Origin of the sequence: Streptomyces sp. NPDC046985, assembly GCF_040644415.1 — a bacterium.
Classification (GTDB): Bacteria; Actinomycetota; Actinomycetes; order Streptomycetales; family Streptomycetaceae; genus Streptomyces.
The window spans coordinates 1-15,007 of sequence record NZ_JBEYWK010000038.1 but is presented as its reverse complement, the minus strand read 5'-3'; the positions used below and the strand labels follow the sequence as shown (position 1 = coordinate 15,007).

Below are 15,007 nucleotides of genomic sequence, written 5' to 3'. Positions count from 1 at the left end.
GCCGCGGGGCGCGTCACGCGGGCGGGCGGCCTGTGGCGGGCGGGGGCGCGCGCACGCAGGCGGCCGCTCCTCGGCGCTCTGGGGCTTGAGGCCCCGGAGCGTGAGGAACGGCCGCCTGCGTCGTGCCGGGCGAAGCCGCGGGCCGGCTCGTCGAGCGGCCCGCGAGGCCGCGGCGCGGACCTTGCCGTACCGGTGCACCGCGGTCACCTCGCGGAGCGGCCCGCGAGGCCGCACCCGCGGACTCAGACGGCGGCCGGCGCCTCCGCCCGGCCGCTCGCGGACTGCTGCGGGGCCGTCTCCGGGTCGGTGAGGCCCGGCCGCCAGATGCGCGGCCCCAGGTCCAGGGCCAGTGCCGGGACCAGCAGACTGCGCACCAGGAACGTGTCCAGGAGGATGCCGACCGCCACCAGCAGGCCCTGCTGGAGCGCGCTCACCGTGGGGACGGCCGCGAGGACGCAGAACGTGGCGGCCAGCACCACGCCCGCCGAGGTGATGACGCCGCCGGTCACCGTCACCGCGGCGAGGACTCCCTCGCGGTGGCCGCGCAGCGCGACCTCTTCCCGGGCGCGCGTCATCAGGAAGATGGTGTAGTCGACGCCCAGTGCGACGAGGAAGATGAAGCCGAACAGCACCAGGCCGCGGTCGATCCTCGCGTGGTCGAGAGCGTGGAACAGGAGCGAGGCCGCGCCGACGGCCGCCGCGAACGACAGCACCGCGGAGACGAGCAGCATCGCCGAGGCGACGACCGCCCGCAGCAGGACGAGGAGCATCACCAGCACCACCGCGAGGATCAGCGGGATCAGCAGTCGCTCCTCGTCGCTCTGCGCCTGTGCGACGTCGAGCGCCACCGCGCTCTGCCCCCCGACGACCGCGCTGGAGGCCGGCCCTCTCACGCCGTCCAGCGCCGCCCTGACGTCGCGGACGGTGTCCTTGGCGGCCGCGGAGTCGGGAGCGTCGCGCAGCACCGCGGTCAGGTGCGTCCAGCCGCCCTTGGCCGCCTGGGCGTGCACGGAGGACACGCCGGGCGCCTTGGCGACGGCGGCCGCCGCCGCCTGCGCGCCGGCGTCGGGGACGTAGACGTCCGCGGGAGCGGACGAGCCCGCCGGGAAGTGCGCGGCCAGGACCTGCTGGCCGGTGACGGAGCCGACCTTGCCGGTGAACTGCTCCGCCTGCGTCTGGCCGGTGTGCACGCCGGCGATGCCCAGCGCCATGGCGCCCAGCACCAGCGCCGTGCCGATCCACACCGCGCGGGGGCGGCGCGCCACGGCCCCGGCGATCCGGGCCCACGTGCCGTGCCCCTGGCCCGAGCTGGGGTCGTACCCCTCGGTGACGCGCGGCTTCACGGGCCAGAACACCCAGCGGCCCAGGATCACCAGCAGCGCCGGCAGCAGCGAGGTCATGGCGAAGAACACCAGGACCACGCCGATGGCGACGACCGGTCCCAGACCCTTGGTGCTGTTCATGCTGCCGAACGCCAGGCACAGCGTCGCGATCGTCACCGTCGCGGCGGAGGCGGCCAGGGCCGGCAGCGAGCCGTGCACGGCCAGCGCCATCGCCGTGTGACGGTCCTCGTGCCGGTGCAGCTCCTCCCGGTAGCGGGAGATGAGCAGCAGGGCGTAGTCGGTGCCCACGCCCACCGCCAGCACCATCAGGACGTAGGCGCTCTGCCCGTTGACCAGCAGACCGGCGTGCTTGGCGAGGAGGTAGACCACGCCGCTCGCCACCTGGCCGGCCAGGCCGACGGCGATCAGCGGGATCAGCCACAGCACCGGGCTGCGGTAGGTGACGAGCAGCAGCAGCGCGACCACGGCGAGCGCGACGCCCAGCAGCGCGCCGTCCATGCCGGAGTAGACGTCGGCGAAGTCCGCGACGCTTCCGGCCTCGCCGGTGATCTTGACGTCGAGTCCGGCGGGTGCGCCGGCGGCGGTGAGCTTGCCGGCCTCCTTCACCTTGTCGGTGAGCACGCTGACGTCGCTGGGCGAGGTGCGCAGCGGCAGGCTCACGAAGGCCGCGACCTTGTCCTGGGAGACCGCGGCGGGCGAGACGTCGCCGACGGCCACCTCGTCGGCGAGGCGGGCGCGGTCGCCGGCGATCTTGGACAGGTCGGCCGGGGTGAGGCCGCCCGCGCGGGCGTAGACGATGACCGCGGTGCTGGAGTCCTTGTCGGCGAAGTACTTCTCCGCGAGCTGCACGGCCTTGGTCGACTGGGCGCTGGAGGGCAGCCAGGTCTCCGGGTCGTTGTTCTGCACGTCCGCCAGGCCGGCGGCCAGCGAGCCGCCGACGCCCATGAGCAGGAGCCACAGCACAAGCACGACCCACTTGGAGCGCCGGCCGGCGACGAAGGCGGCGTAGCGGCTCGCGACGGTGGGAGAGGGAGCGGGCGGGAGGTCCGTTTCTGTGGGGGGTGGTGCCGGGATCTGGGTCGTCATGTGACTCTCACTGAGGGTCAGGAGCCGTGGAGCGGGGGCTCGTACGGGACTGCCTTACACAAAGGGTTCTTCACCTGGGCGGTGGAGCCCCGATGGAGCGCCCCTGGAGTTGGCCGGAACCGCGGTTGCCGCGCCCGTCGACGGCCCGATTTCTGGCTGATTCCTCACACGGGCCCGGCGGCGTCGGGCGGGGAGCGCGCGCGGAGGAGTCCGCGTGTCCGGCCGTCGGACGGGCGCCGCTCGCGCAGGCCGGGGCGATGCGCCGCGTCGGCGCTGGTCGGCGGGGGGACAGGGGCGGCGCTCAAGCGCTTCTCTAGTGCGCGGGTCACCTTCACGGGGCGGGATCCGTCATTGTGGTGACGGACCGGAACACCGACGAGGAGGACGCGATGAAGGCTCGTATGAAGAACCCCGCCCAGGTTCTGCCGGACGCCACGAACGGCATCCAGAACCTCTACAAGGCGATGCACCAGGGCGGGGTCGACCAGCGCACGCTGGAGCTGGTGCACCTGCGCGTGAGCCAGATCAACGGATGCAGCGCCTGTGTCTACGCCGGCGCCACGGGCGCCAAGAAGGCCGGCGAGACCGACGAGCGCCTGCACGCCGTCGCCGCCTGGCGCGAGGCGCCGTTCTTCTCGGACGCCGAGCGCGCCGCGCTGGCGCTGGCCGAGGCCGCCACCCGCCTGGCCGACCGCAGCGGGCAGGGCGTGCCGGACGACGTCTGGGACGCGGCCGCCGACCACTTCTCGGAGGAGCAGCTCGCCGCGATCATCCTCATGATCGCGACGACGAACTTCTTCAACCGGCTGAACGTCACCATCCAGGAGCCCGCGGGCCAGAACTGGGGCTAGGGCGGAGAGGTTCGCCGGCACGCCTTTCCGGCACGGCGCCGGGCGCTCCCCCGACGCCGACGGGACGGCCGCGAGGCCGTCCCCGGCCGGCGACGCGTCCGGACGCCCGCCGGCGCCGCCCGCCCCCGGCCCCGGCCCACCGCCTTCGAAAGGCGGCTGACGGGGCGTCGGGGGCCTGGCCGCGTGGAGCGGGTGCGCTCCGCGGCAGGCGCCCCGGGAACGTCACGGCGCGTCCGGGCCGGGCAGGGAGCCCAGAAGCGCCGGTCTCGGCGCCCCCTCGCCGCGCAGGCGGCCGTTCTTCAGCGCTTCGTCGCCCGACGCCTCGAAGCGGGAAGGACGGCCGCCTTCGTCGTGCCGGGAGGGGCCGCGGGCCCGGCCGCGTCGCCCCCGGTCGTCGGCGCGTCGTGCGCGATCCGCCCCGGCCGCGCGGCTCCTGGAAGCCGCCGGAAGCGGGGCGGGGGCGGGGCGGCGGTGCAGCGGGCCGCTATCGGTTCTCGACCGGTGATCCATCGACGCGCTCGAAGCTGCCGACAGGGCGAGGTGAGAGAACCTCCGGTCGGCATGAGGAGTGCGCGATGCACAAGGTCGTTTCGCGGGACGGCACGACGATCGCTTACGAGAAGTCGGGCGAGGGCCCCGCGCTCGTGCTGCTCAACGGCGCGTTCCGCGACCACACGATCTTCGACGACCTCGTCCCCGAGCTGGCGCGGCACTGCACCGTGTACGCCTACGACCGCCGCGGGCGCGGCCGCAGCGGCGACGCCCCCCAGTACGCCGTCGAGCGGGAGATCGAGGACCTGCGGGCGGTGATCGAGGAGGCGGGCGGCTCGGCGGCCGTGTTCGCCGGGTCCACGGGCGCGAACCTGGCGATCCGGGCGGCGCTCGCGGGCGCGCCGATCTCCAGGCTGGCCCTGCACGAGCCGTTCTTCCGGGTCGAGGGGTTCCCCAAGACCCCGTGGAACGCAGCGCAGACGATCCGGGCCCTGCTGGAGGGCGACCGGCGCGACGAGGCGGCCGAGTACTTCCTCGGCCCGGTCCTGGGCCTCACCCCCGACACCGTCGCGCAGTGGCGGCGCGGCCCCGTCTGGGCGGCGAACGAGACGAACGCGCACACGCTGCTCTACGACCTCGAGATCTGCGGCGACTTCACCGTCCCGGCCGGTCCTCTCGCCGGGTTCGGGACGCCGACGCTGGTCCTCAACAGCGACGGCACGAGCGCCTGGCTGCGTGCGGCGGCGCAGGCGACCGCGGCGGCCCTGCCCGACGGGCGGAGCCTGGAGCTGCCCGGGTCCTGGCACCGGATCGACATGGACGTGCTCGGCCGGACGCTGGCGGAGTTCGCCGCCGCCTGAAAGACCCTGCCGCACCCGCACCCGCCGCCGCCCCGCGGCGCCGCGGACGCGCCCGGCCCGTCCCTGACCGCACGCCCTCTACCTCCTGGGAGAACACCACCGTGACCACGGCTCAGACCCTGGCCGCCGGGGACGCCGCGGAGGCGGCGCCGGCCGCCGCCCCCCGCGAGCGCGGCGCCACCGTGTGGCTGACCGGGCTGCCCAGCGCGGGCAAGACCACCCTGGCCCGCGCCCTCGCCGACCGCCTGCGCGCCGAGGGACACGAGGTGGAGGTCCTCGACGGCGACGAGATCCGCGAGTTCCTCTCCGCGGGCCTCGGCTTCGCCCGCGCGGACCGGCACACCCACGTGCAGCGGATCGGCTTCGTGGCCGCCCTGCTGGCCTCCCACGGCGTCAAGGCGCTGGTCCCGGTCATCGCCCCCTACGCCGACTCCCGGGCCGCCGTCCGCGCCCGGCACGCCGCCGGCGGCGCGCCGTTCCTGGAGATCCACGTGGCCACCCCGGTCACGCTGTGCTCCCAGCGCGACGTGAAGGGCCTGTACGCCAGGCAGGCGTCCGGCGAGATCTCCGGTCTCACCGGCGTCGACGACCCGTACGAGGCGCCGCGGAGCCCGGAGCTGCGCGTCCAGACGCAAGGCCGCTCGGTGGCCCAGTCCGCGGCCGAGCTGCACGCCTTCCTGACCGAGAGGGGCCTGGCATGACGACCGCGACCCATCGCCTGACCGAGGCGTCGGGGAACCCCTTCACGCTGACGCACCTGGACTCCCTGGAGTCCGAGGCGGTCCACATCTTCCGCGAGGTGGCGGGCGAGTTCGAGAAGCCGGTGATCCTCTTCTCCGGCGGCAAGGACTCGATCGTCATGCTGCACCTGGCGCTCAAGGCGTTCGCGCCGGCCCCGATGCCGTTCGCGCTGCTGCACGTCGACACCGGCCACAACTTCCCCGAGGCCCTCGCCTACCGGGACCGCACGGTGGCGCGGCACCGCCTGCGCCTGCACGTCGCCTCGGTCCAGGACTACATCGACGCCGGCAGGCTCCGGGAGCGCCCCGACGGCACCCGCAACCCGCTCCAGACCCTGCCGCTGACCGAGACGATCCAGGCCGAGCGGTTCGACGCCGTGTTCGGCGGCGGGCGCCGCGACGAGGAGAAGGCCCGCGCCAAGGAGCGGGTGTTCTCGCTGCGCGACGAGTTCTCCCAGTGGGATCCGCGCCGTCAGCGCCCCGAGCTGTGGAACCTGTACAACGGCCGGCACGCGCCGGGCGAGCACGTGCGCGTCTTCCCGCTGTCCAACTGGACCGAGCTGGACGTGTGGCAGTACATCGCCCGCGAGGACGTCGCGCTGCCGGAGATCTACTTCGCCCACGAACGGGACGTCTTCCTGCGGGCCGGGATGTGGCTGACCGCCGGCCGGTGGGGCGGCCCGAAGGACGGCGAGAGGGTCGAGAGGCGGCGCGTGCGCTACCGCACCGTGGGCGACATGTCCTGCACCGGCGCCGTCGACTCCGACGCCGCCACGCTCGACGCGGTGATCGCCGAGATCGCCGTCTCCCGCCTCACCGAGCGGGGCGCGACCCGGGCCGACGACAAGCTGTCCGAGGCCGCGATGGAAGACCGCAAGCGCGAGGGGTACTTCTAGCGATGACCACTGCCACCGAGCGGCTCAGCGCCACGGCGCTGCTGCGCTTCGCCACCGCGGGCTCCGTCGACGACGGCAAGTCCACCCTCGTCGGGCGGCTGCTGCACGACTCCAAGTCGGTCCTGGAGGACCAGCTCGAGGCCGTGGAACGGGTCTCCGCCGACCGCGGCCGGGACGGCCCCGACCTCGCGCTGCTCACCGACGGCCTGCGCGCCGAACGGGAGCAGGGCATCACCATCGACGTGGCCTACCGCTACTTCGCCACCGCCCGGCGCCGGTTCATCCTCGCCGACACCCCCGGGCACGTGCAGTACACCCGCAACATGGTCACCGGCGCCTCCACCGCCGACCTCGCGGTCGTCCTGGTCGACGCCCGCCACGGCATCGTCGAGCAGACCCGCCGGCACACCGCGGCCGCCGCCCTGCTGCGCGTCCCGCACGTCGTCCTCGCCGTCAACAAGATGGACCTGGTCGGCTACGAGGAGCGCGTCTTCGCCGAGACCGCCGCGCAGTTCACCGCGTACGCCGCCACGCTCGGGGTCGAGGACGTCACGGCGATCCCGCTCTCCGCGCTGGCCGGCGACAACGTGGTCGAGCCCTCCGCCGCCATGGACTGGTACGGCGGCCGGACCCTGCTGGAGCACCTGGAGACCGTCCCGGTGGGCCGCGACCCGCGGGAGGAGGCCGCCCGCCTCCCGGTGCAGTGCGTGATCCGCCCGCAGAGCGCCGAGCACCCCGACTACCGGGGCTACGCCGGCCAGATCGCCTCGGGCGTGCTGCGGGTGGGGGACGCCGTCACCGTCCTGCCCGCCGGCCGCACCACCGCCGTCGCGGCCATCGACGCGCTCGGCGCGCGGACGGACGTCGCCTGGGCGCCGCAGTCCGTCACCGTCCGGCTCGCCGACGACGTCGACGTCTCGCGCGGCGACCTGATCGCGGCCGCGGGGACGGCCGCGGCGCCCGTCAGGGACGTCGAGGCGAGCGTCTGCCACCTCAGCGAGCGCCCGCTGCGCGTCGGCGCCGCGGTTCTGCTCAAGCACACCACCCGCACCGTGCGGGCCGTCGTCAAGGACATCGCGTACCGGCTCGACATCGGCACGCTCCAACGGCGCCCCCGCCCCGGGGACCTGCGGGTCAACGACATCGGCCGCGTCGTGCTGCGCACGGCCGAGCCGCTCGCGCTCGACCCGTACGCCGACAACCGCCGGACGGGGTCGTTCGTGCTGATCGACCCGGCCGACGGCGCCACCCTCGCCGCCGGCATGGCGGGCGAGCCGTTCGAGACCGCACGGCGCACCGCCGCGGCGGCCAACGAGGAGGACTGGGACTGATGCACCGTCACAAGATCGGGCGCGCGGCCCTGGCTGCCGTCGCGGCGGCCACGGCGGCCGGGCTGCTGACGAGCTGCGGCTACGGCGCCAGCGCCGAGGAGACCCCGGCGAAGCAGGCCGCGGCCCCCGCCTCCGGCAGGAAGCTCTCCGCCGGCGCCGTCAGGATCGGCTACTTCCCCAACCTCACGCACGGCACCGCCCTGGTGGGCCTGGAGGACGGGCTGTTCCAGAAGGAGCTGGGGGCGACCCGGATCAAGGCCCAGTCCTTCAACGCCGGTCCGGCCGAGATCGAGGCGCTCAACGCCGGCTCGGTCGACATCGGCTGGATCGGCCCGAACTCGGCGATCAACGGCTACGTCAAGTCGCACGGCACGTCCCTGCGGATCGTCGCCGGCTCGGCCTCCGGCGGCGTCAAGCTGGTGGTCAATCCGGCGAAGATCGGCTCGCTGGCCGACCTGCGGGGCAAGAAGCTCGCCACCCCGCAGTTGGGCGGCACCCAGGACGTCGCTCTGCTCAACTACCTGGCGGGCAGGGGCTTCAAGGTGGACCCGGCCTCCGGCGCGGGCGACGTCGAGGTGATCCGCACGGAGAACAAGGTGGTGCCGGAGGCGTACGAGTCCGGCTCCATCGACGGCGCCTGGGTGCCCGAGCCGACCGCCTCCCGGCTGGTCACGCTCGGCGCGAAGGTCCTGCTGGACGAGAAGACGCTGTGGCCGGGCGGCAGGTTCGTGACCGCCAACGTCATCGTGTCGCAGAAGTTCCTGACCGCGCACCCCGACGTGGTCGAGGCCGTGCTGCGCGGCTCGGTGGCCACCAACGCCTTCATCAAGGCCCACCCGGCGCAGGCCAAGGCCGACGCCAACCTGAAGATCAAGGCCGACACGGGCAACGCGCTGCCGCCCGCCATCCTCGACCCCGCCTGGCGGAGCATCGAGTTCATCGACGACCCGCTGTCCGACACCCTGCGGGCCGGGGCCGCGCACGCGGTCGCCGCGGGCCTGCTCAAGAACCCCGACCTCGACGGGATCGTCGACCTGACCCTGCTCAACAAGGTGCTCAAGGCGGCCGGCCGGCCCGCCGCGAAGGACGCCGGGCTCGGCGCGAAGTGACGGCCCGCACCCCCTGAGCCCCGCAGCGCCCCCCGTCCACTCTTGCAGGAGGTGTCCGCGATGACCACGGCACTGACCCACCCTCAGCGCGTCACCGGCGCCGAGGCCGCGGCCGCCCGCCCGGCGGTCCGGCTCTCGCACGTCTCCAAGGCCTTCGGCCGCCCCGGCGCGGCCTCGGTCGTGCTCGACGACGTCAGCCTGGACGTGGCCCCGGGCGAGTTCGTCACCCTGCTCGGCGCCTCCGGGTGCGGCAAGTCCACCCTGCTGAACCTGGTGGCGGGCCTCGACGAGCCCAGCGCCGGAGTCATCGAGGCGCCCGGCGCCCGCCCCTCGCTGATGTTCCAGGACCACGCGCTGTTCCCGTGGCTGAGCGCGGGCCGCAACATCGAGCTGGCGCTGCGCCTGGCCGGCGTGCCCCGCAAGGACCGCAGGCCCGAGGCCGAGCGGCTGCTGGAGCTGGTCCGCCTCGGCGGCGCGCACCGCAAGCGGGTGCACGAGCTGTCCGGCGGCATGCGCCAGCGCGTGGCCCTGGCGCGCGCGCTCGCCTCGGGCAGCACCGTGCTGCTGATGGACGAGCCGTTCGCCGCGCTCGACGCCATCACCCGGGACGTCCTGCACGAGGAGATCACCCGGATCTGGACCGAGCGCGCGCTCACCGTCCTGTTCGTCACCCACAACGTCCGGGAGGCCGTGCGCCTCGCCCAGCGCGTCGTGCTGCTGTCGTGCCGGCCCGGCCGGATCGCCCGGGAGTGGCGCGTGGACCTGCCGCACGCGCTGCGGGGCGATTCCGCCCAGGTCGCGGAGCTGTCCGCCGACATCACCGAGCACCTGCGAGAGGAGATCCGTCGCCATGTCCAGCACTGACGCCCGGCCCGCGGCGGGCGCCCGCGCCGCCCGCCGCGACGGCGCGGGCTCCGGCCTCGACGCGCTGGGGGCCGGCCTCGACGCCCTGGAGGCCCGCCACACGCAGCGCGCCTCGGTCGGCCAGGCGCTGAGGACGAAGGCGCTGCCGCCGCTCGTGAGCGTCGCGCTGGTCCTGGGCGCCTGGCAGCTCGCCTACAGCCTGCACGCGGCCGGCCCCCAGAAGCTGCCCAGTCCGGGCGACGTGTGGCACGCGCTCGCCCTCCTGTGGGGCGACGGCAGCCTGTTCTCCATCGTCTGGACGAGCCTGTGGCGCGGCGCCTCGGGCTTCCTGGCGGCCGTCGCGATCGGCACGCCCGTCGGCCTGCTCGTCGCCCGGGTCAAGCCGGTGCGGGCCGCCGTCGGGCCGGTGCTGGCGGGACTGCAGTCGCTGCCCTCGGTCGCCTGGGTGCCGGCCGCCGTCATCTGGCTCGGCATCGACGACTCGGCCATGTACGCCGTGATCCTGCTGGGCGCGGCGCCCTCGATCGCCAACGGCCTGATCGCCGGGATCGACCAGGTCCCGCCGCTGTTCCTGCGGGCCGGCCGCACGCTCGGCGCGAGCGGTCTGCGCGGCGCCCGGCACGTGCTGCTCCCCGCCGCGCTGCCCGGCTACCTGGCCGGGCTGAAGCAGGGCTGGGCGTTCTCCTGGCGGTCGCTGATGGCCGCCGAGCTGATCGCCTCCTCCCCCGATCTGGGGGTCGGCCTGGGGCGCTACCTGCAGAACCAGCGGGAGTTCTCCGACATGCCGGGCGTGCTGCTCGGCATCGCCCTGATCCTCGCCGTCGGCGTCGCCGTCGACCTGCTGGTCTTCACCCCGCTGGAGCGCCGCGCGCTGCGCGGCCGCGGACTGCTGGCCGCGCGCTGAGAGGCCACCTGCACCAGGCGGCCGCGCGGCGCGGCCCCGGACCGCCGAGGGCGAGGCCGGGAACGGGAACCGCTCTCCAGCGGGACTCGACGCGCTCCCGACGTCCCGTTGAGCGGCGGTGCACAGGCTGGCGTGGGCGGTTCCCCTGCGAATGGAGGTCGACATGGGCGCGGAGCCCAGGTCCGCTATGCGAGCGATGTGGAAGAGACTCGGCGAGGGCCTGATGTGGACGGGGTTCGCGTGGAACGGGATGTGTCCCCCCTACGCGTGGGAGGAGTCCGCCGGGGCGCCCGCCGACCAGCCGTGCCTGCCGCCGCTGTCGGCGCAGGAGCTCGCCCAGTGGGCGGCGCTGGTCAGGCATCTGCAATAGGCGCGGCGCGCCGCCGCGCGGGGCGAGAGCGATCCGCGCGCGGCGCGGGGACCGGGCGGCTTCGGCGCCGCCGTCGCCCCGCGCCCGTCCGTCGACCGGAACCGACCGAAAGAGAGAAGGAGGCCAGGGTGAGCGGCGCCAGCTCGGGCACCACACGTCCTCGTCAGGCACTGAGGAGACACGGCGAGACGCGACGCGTCCTGGGGCTGTTCCGCCCCTACCGCGGGAAGCTGCTGTCCGTGGTGGCGCTGGTCGCGGGCTCCGCCCTGGTCTCCCTCGTCAACCCGTTCCTGATCCGCGCGATCATGGACACGGCGCTGCCGCGGGACAGGCTGGGGCTGCTGTCCCTGCTCTCCCTCGGCATGATCGCGGTGTCGGTCACCACCAGCTCCTTCAACGTCTGGCAGACGCACGTGTCGGCCACGGTGGGCCAGCTCGTCATGCACGACCTGCGCACGGCGGTGTACGCCCACCTCCAGCGGATGTCGCTGGCCTTCTTCGCCCGCACCCGCACCGGCGAGGTGCAGTCCCGCATCGCCGACGACATCGGCGGGATGCAGGTCACCCTCACCACCACCGCCACGGCGCTGCTGTCCGACACGACGGTCGTCCTGGCCTCGACCACCGCCATGTTCCTGCTCGACTGGCGCCTGACGCTCGCCTCCATGCTCATGCTTCCGGCGTTCGCCCTGGTGAGCCGTCGCGTCGGGAACCAGCGGCGGAGCATCACCCGCGACCGGCAGAGGCAGCTCGCCGAGCTGTCCTCGACCATGCAGGAGTCGCTGTCGATCAGCGGGATCCTGCTCAGCCACACCATGGGCCGCTCCCGCTCCCTGAGCGAGGACTTCGCGCGGCAGTCGCGCGGGCTCGCCGACTCCGAGGTGCGCGTCACCACGGCGGGCCTGTGGTACCAGTCGACGATCTGGGTCGTCATCGCCTCCATGCCGGCGGTGATCTACTGGGTGGCGGGGCTGACCTCCCACGACGGCCGCATGGCCCTCTCCATCGGCTCCCTGGTCGCGTTCACCTCCCTCCAGCAGAGCCTGTTCCGCCCGGCGCAGCGGCTGCTGACCGTCGGGATCGACCTCCAGGGCTCCCTGGAGCTGTTCAGCCGCATCTTCGAGTACCTCGACCTGCCCGTGGACATCGCCGAGCCGGAGCGGCCGGTCGAGCCGGCCGCCCTGCGGGGCGAGGTGCGCATGCGGGGGGTCGGCTTCTCCTACGCGGGAGCGGAGCGGCCGACGCTGGCCGGCGTCGACGTGACCGTCCCCGCGGGCCGCAGCCTCGCGATCGTCGGCGAGACCGGCTCGGGCAAGACCACGCTGAGCTACCTCATCCCGCGGCTGTACGACGTCACGGCCGGCTCCGTCACGATCGACGGGGTCGACGTGCGCGAGCTGTCCTTCGCCACGCTCACGGCCGCGGTCGGCGTCGTCTCCCAGGAGACGTACCTGTTCCACGCCACGGTCGCGGACAACCTGCGGTTCGCCAAGCCCGACGCGACCGACGAGGAGCTGTTCGCGGCGGCGCGGATCGCCCACATCCACGACTATCTGACGCTGCTGCCCGAGGGCTACGACACGGTGGTCGGCGAGCGCGGGTACCGGTTCTCCGGCGGCGAGAAGCAGCGTCTGGCCATCGCCCGCACCATCCTGCGCGACCCGCCGGTCCTGGTGCTCGACGAGGCCACCAGCGCCCTGGACACCCAGACCGAGCAGGCCGTGCAGAAGGCCATCGACGCGGCCAGCGTGGGCCGCACCACCATCACGGTCGCCCACCGGCTGTCGACCGTCCGCAACGCCGACGAGATCATCGTGCTGGACCGGGGCCGGGTCTCCGAGCGCGGCACCCACTACGAGCTGCTGCTGCGCGGCGGCCACTACGCGACGCTCGTCAACCGCGACAGCCAGCCGATAGCGGTCTGAACCCCGCTCCTCCGCACCCGGGCCCCGCTCCCCCGGGCCCCGCTCCGGCCGGATCCGGGCCCCGCTCCCCGGACCGGCCGGGGCGGCTCCGTCGGTCTGGAGCCGGGCTCGAGTCCGGCGAGAGCGGCCGCCCCTAGCGTCGGGCGAATGGATCCCACCGCCTCGAAGACATGCGAGCCGTCCGGGCCCGACCGCCGTGCGCTGCTGCGCTACGGCGCCGTGGCCGGCCTGAGCGCCCTGATGAGCGCCGCCCCCTTCGTCACGCCGGACGGCGCGGCCGCCGCGGCGGCCGGCGGGCCCGAGCCGTCGGCGCCCGAGCTGAAGCTGACCAAGTTCAAGGATCCGCTGCGGATCCCGCCGGTGCTGCGCCCCCGCGAGCGCGGCGACCACGACGAGCTGACCGTCCGCATGCGCACCGCCGACGTCGCCGTGCACTCGCAGATGCCGCCGGTGACGATGTGGACGTACGAGGGCGTCTACCCCGGCCCGACCATCGAGACGGTCAGCGGCCGTCCGCTGCGGGTCGTCTGGGAGAACCGTCTCACGGGCGACGTCCCGGTCACGGCCGTCGACTTCGGGTCGCCCGCGGGCCGCTCGCCCGACCCGCTCTCCAACTACCCCGGCACGGCGGGGACCCAGGCGGTCCCCGGCGTGGCGGACCTGCCGCCGTGGGCCGCGGTGCACCTGCACGGCATGCTGGCCGGCGGCGGCAACGACGGCTGGATGGAGAACCTCATAGGTCCGGGCGACGTGCAGTTGTCGGCCTATCCCAACGACCAGGCCGCCACGACGCTCTGGTACCACGACCACACCCACCACGTGAGCCGCTTCAGCGTGTACGCCGGGCTCGCGGGCCTGTTCCTCTCCCGCAACCGGGAGGAGGAGGCCCTCGATCTGCCCGAGGGCGCCCACGACGTGCCGCTGCTCCTGAGCGACCGCAACTTCGACGTGGACGAGTCCGGGGCCCTGACCGGCCGGCTGGTCCACAAGGTGGAGATGATCGGCCCGCAGCGGCTCATGCGCGTCCACGCGGCCCCCTACACCCTGGTCAACGGGGTGGTCTGGCCCTACCTGGAGGTCGCGCCGCGCTGGTACCGGTTCCGGATCGTCAACGCCGCGAACTCCCGGATATACCGGCTGATGCTGCTGGCGGACGGCGTGCCCGTCCCGGGGGCGCTGCGGGTGATCGGGACCGACCACGGCCTGATCGACGAGCCGCTGACCGTCGAGGGCGCGCTCAACCTCTCCCCCGGCGAGCGCGCGGACGTGCTGGTCGACTTCAGCGCGTTCCGGGGGCGGGCCCTGAAGCTGGTCAACACGCTGGAGGGCGTCGTGCCCGGCGCCTCCGACCGGCGCAACGACCTGCTGGAGCCCGACGTGATGCAGTTCCGCGTCGCGGACCGCAGGCCCTCTGGCCGGTTCGCGCCGCCGGCGGTCCTCTCGCCCACGTTCAAGCGGCTCACCCACGACGACCTGCCCCACGACCACGTCCACCGGTGGGTGGCGATGGTCGGCCCCGGCTCGTCGGACCTTCCCGAGCTGTGGGAGATGGAGGAGGTCGACCCGGCGGGGATCGCGTTCCCCTCCCCCGGGGTCGTCCAGGTCCAGGACGCCGGGGGAGCCGTCACGACGCTGCGCAGGACGGCGATGGAGTACGACGACGGCATGGCGTTCACCGTCGCGCACGACGACGTGGAGGTCTGGAAGTACCTCAACCTCGCCGCGGCCCCGCACCCCATGCACATCCACCTGGCGCACTTCCAGGTGCTGTCCCGCGAGAGCTACGACCTCACCGGGTTCGACCGGGTCGCCCGCGGCTCGGCCAGGCCCCTCGCGTTCAAGGCCGCGGGGACGCTCGAAGCGCACGAGCGCGGGGAGAAGGACGTCGTCCGGGTGGGCACGGCCGGCCAGATCGCCCCGAACAGCACGCTGGGCGAACTGGTCACCGTGGCGGTCCGGTTCCCCGTCGTCGGCAGGGGCGTCCACCACTGCCACATGCTGGAGCACGAGGCGCACATGACGCGGCCCCTCGTGGTGTCGCCGGCCGCCTATCTGCACGCGGGCGGCCACCAGCACTGACGCACGACGCCGCGCGGCCCGCCCCTGCGGCCGGGGCGGGCCCCGGCCCGGAACCCGCGGACGGCGGCCCGCGTCCCGAGGGACGCGGGAAGACCAGGTCACCCGCAGACAGGTAGGTCATGACGATTCCCGCCTCTTCCCTGTCGATGGCTGTCAG

The 15,007-nt window shown here is 74.2% G+C and carries 12 protein-coding genes; 11 read left to right on the top strand and 1 reads right to left on the bottom strand.

Features of this window, described 5'->3' with window-relative positions; all coding sequences use genetic code 11:
* Positions 1–242: 242 nt before the first annotated feature.
* Complete coding sequence (locus ABZ861_RS30840) at positions 243–2,429, bottom strand: MMPL family transporter (protein WP_361637128.1); 2,187 nt, start codon at positions 2,427–2,429, stop codon at positions 243–245.
* Positions 2,430–2,818: 389 nt separating this feature from the next.
* Between ABZ861_RS30840 and ABZ861_RS30835 the strand changes: the two genes are divergently transcribed.
* The 11 genes from ABZ861_RS30835 (at position 2,819) to ABZ861_RS30785 (ending at position 14,850) form a co-directional block, all read left to right on the top strand.
* The gene (locus tag ABZ861_RS30835; RefSeq protein ID WP_361637162.1) at positions 2,819–3,280 is read left to right on the top strand and encodes a carboxymuconolactone decarboxylase family protein; all 462 of its coding nucleotides are present in this window, start codon (positions 2,819–2,821) and stop codon (positions 3,278–3,280) included.
* A gap of 575 nt (positions 3,281–3,855) precedes the next feature.
* Positions 3,856–4,632 (top strand): alpha/beta fold hydrolase, encoded by a 777-nt coding sequence (locus tag ABZ861_RS30830; RefSeq protein ID WP_361637125.1) that lies wholly within the window; start codon positions 3,856–3,858, stop codon positions 4,630–4,632.
* A gap of 119 nt (positions 4,633–4,751) precedes the next feature.
* A complete protein-coding gene (gene cysC, locus ABZ861_RS30825) occupies positions 4,752–5,333 on the top strand; it encodes an adenylyl-sulfate kinase (RefSeq protein ID WP_361637159.1) in 582 nt (193 codons plus the stop codon).
* A complete protein-coding gene (gene cysD / locus ABZ861_RS30820; protein WP_361637122.1) occupies positions 5,330–6,268 on the top strand; it encodes a sulfate adenylyltransferase subunit CysD in 939 nt (312 codons plus the stop codon). The genes cysC and cysD overlap by 4 nt, the downstream gene beginning before the upstream one ends.
* A gap of 2 nt (positions 6,269–6,270) precedes the next feature.
* Positions 6,271–7,599 (top strand): GTP-binding protein, encoded by a 1,329-nt coding sequence (locus tag ABZ861_RS30815; protein WP_361637120.1) that lies wholly within the window; start codon positions 6,271–6,273, stop codon positions 7,597–7,599.
* Positions 7,599–8,708, top strand: a complete 1,110-nt coding sequence (locus tag ABZ861_RS30810) for an aliphatic sulfonate ABC transporter substrate-binding protein (RefSeq protein ID WP_361637118.1) — start codon at positions 7,599–7,601, stop codon at positions 8,706–8,708. Before ABZ861_RS30815 ends, ABZ861_RS30810 begins: the two co-directional genes overlap by 1 nt.
* A gap of 60 nt (positions 8,709–8,768) precedes the next feature.
* Positions 8,769–9,572, top strand: coding sequence for an ABC transporter ATP-binding protein (locus tag ABZ861_RS30805; protein ID WP_361637115.1), 804 nt, complete (start codon positions 8,769–8,771; stop codon positions 9,570–9,572).
* Complete coding sequence (locus tag ABZ861_RS30800; protein ID WP_361637112.1) at positions 9,559–10,476, top strand: ABC transporter permease; 918 nt, start codon at positions 9,559–9,561, stop codon at positions 10,474–10,476. Before ABZ861_RS30805 ends, ABZ861_RS30800 begins: the two co-directional genes overlap by 14 nt.
* Before the next feature lie 196 nt (positions 10,477–10,672).
* Positions 10,673–10,846 (top strand): hypothetical protein, encoded by a 174-nt coding sequence (locus ABZ861_RS30795; RefSeq protein WP_361637109.1) that lies wholly within the window; start codon positions 10,673–10,675, stop codon positions 10,844–10,846.
* 128 nt (positions 10,847–10,974) lie between these two features.
* Positions 10,975–12,771: an ABC transporter ATP-binding protein gene (locus ABZ861_RS30790; RefSeq protein WP_361637106.1), complete on the top strand. Its 1,797-nt coding sequence runs from the start codon at positions 10,975–10,977 to the stop codon at positions 12,769–12,771.
* A gap of 147 nt (positions 12,772–12,918) precedes the next feature.
* A complete protein-coding gene (locus ABZ861_RS30785; RefSeq protein WP_361637103.1) occupies positions 12,919–14,850 on the top strand; it encodes a multicopper oxidase domain-containing protein in 1,932 nt (643 codons plus the stop codon).
* Positions 14,851–15,007 lie beyond the last annotated feature (157 nt).

Bases quoted from the DNA above. Each gene is read 5' to 3' on its own strand.
- ABZ861_RS30810 (WP_361637118.1), top strand. From the start codon at position 7,599: ATGCACCGTCACAAGATCGGGCGCGCGGCCCTGGCTGCCGTCGCGGCG.
- ABZ861_RS30795 (WP_361637109.1), top strand. From the start codon at position 10,673: ATGTGGAAGAGACTCGGCGAGGGCCTGATGTGGACGGGGTTCGCGTGG.
- ABZ861_RS30800 (WP_361637112.1), top strand. From the start codon at position 9,559: ATGTCCAGCACTGACGCCCGGCCCGCGGCGGGCGCCCGCGCCGCCCGC.
- ABZ861_RS30785 (WP_361637103.1), top strand. From the start codon at position 12,919: ATGGATCCCACCGCCTCGAAGACATGCGAGCCGTCCGGGCCCGACCGC.
- ABZ861_RS30805 (WP_361637115.1), top strand. From the start codon at position 8,769: ATGACCACGGCACTGACCCACCCTCAGCGCGTCACCGGCGCCGAGGCC.
- ABZ861_RS30840 (WP_361637128.1), bottom strand. From the start codon at position 2,429: ATGACGACCCAGATCCCGGCACCACCCCCCACAGAAACGGACCTCCCG.
- ABZ861_RS30835 (WP_361637162.1), top strand. From the start codon at position 2,819: ATGAAGGCTCGTATGAAGAACCCCGCCCAGGTTCTGCCGGACGCCACG.
- cysD (WP_361637122.1), top strand. From the start codon at position 5,330: ATGACGACCGCGACCCATCGCCTGACCGAGGCGTCGGGGAACCCCTTC.
- ABZ861_RS30815 (WP_361637120.1), top strand. From the start codon at position 6,271: ATGACCACTGCCACCGAGCGGCTCAGCGCCACGGCGCTGCTGCGCTTC.
- ABZ861_RS30830 (WP_361637125.1), top strand. From the start codon at position 3,856: ATGCACAAGGTCGTTTCGCGGGACGGCACGACGATCGCTTACGAGAAG.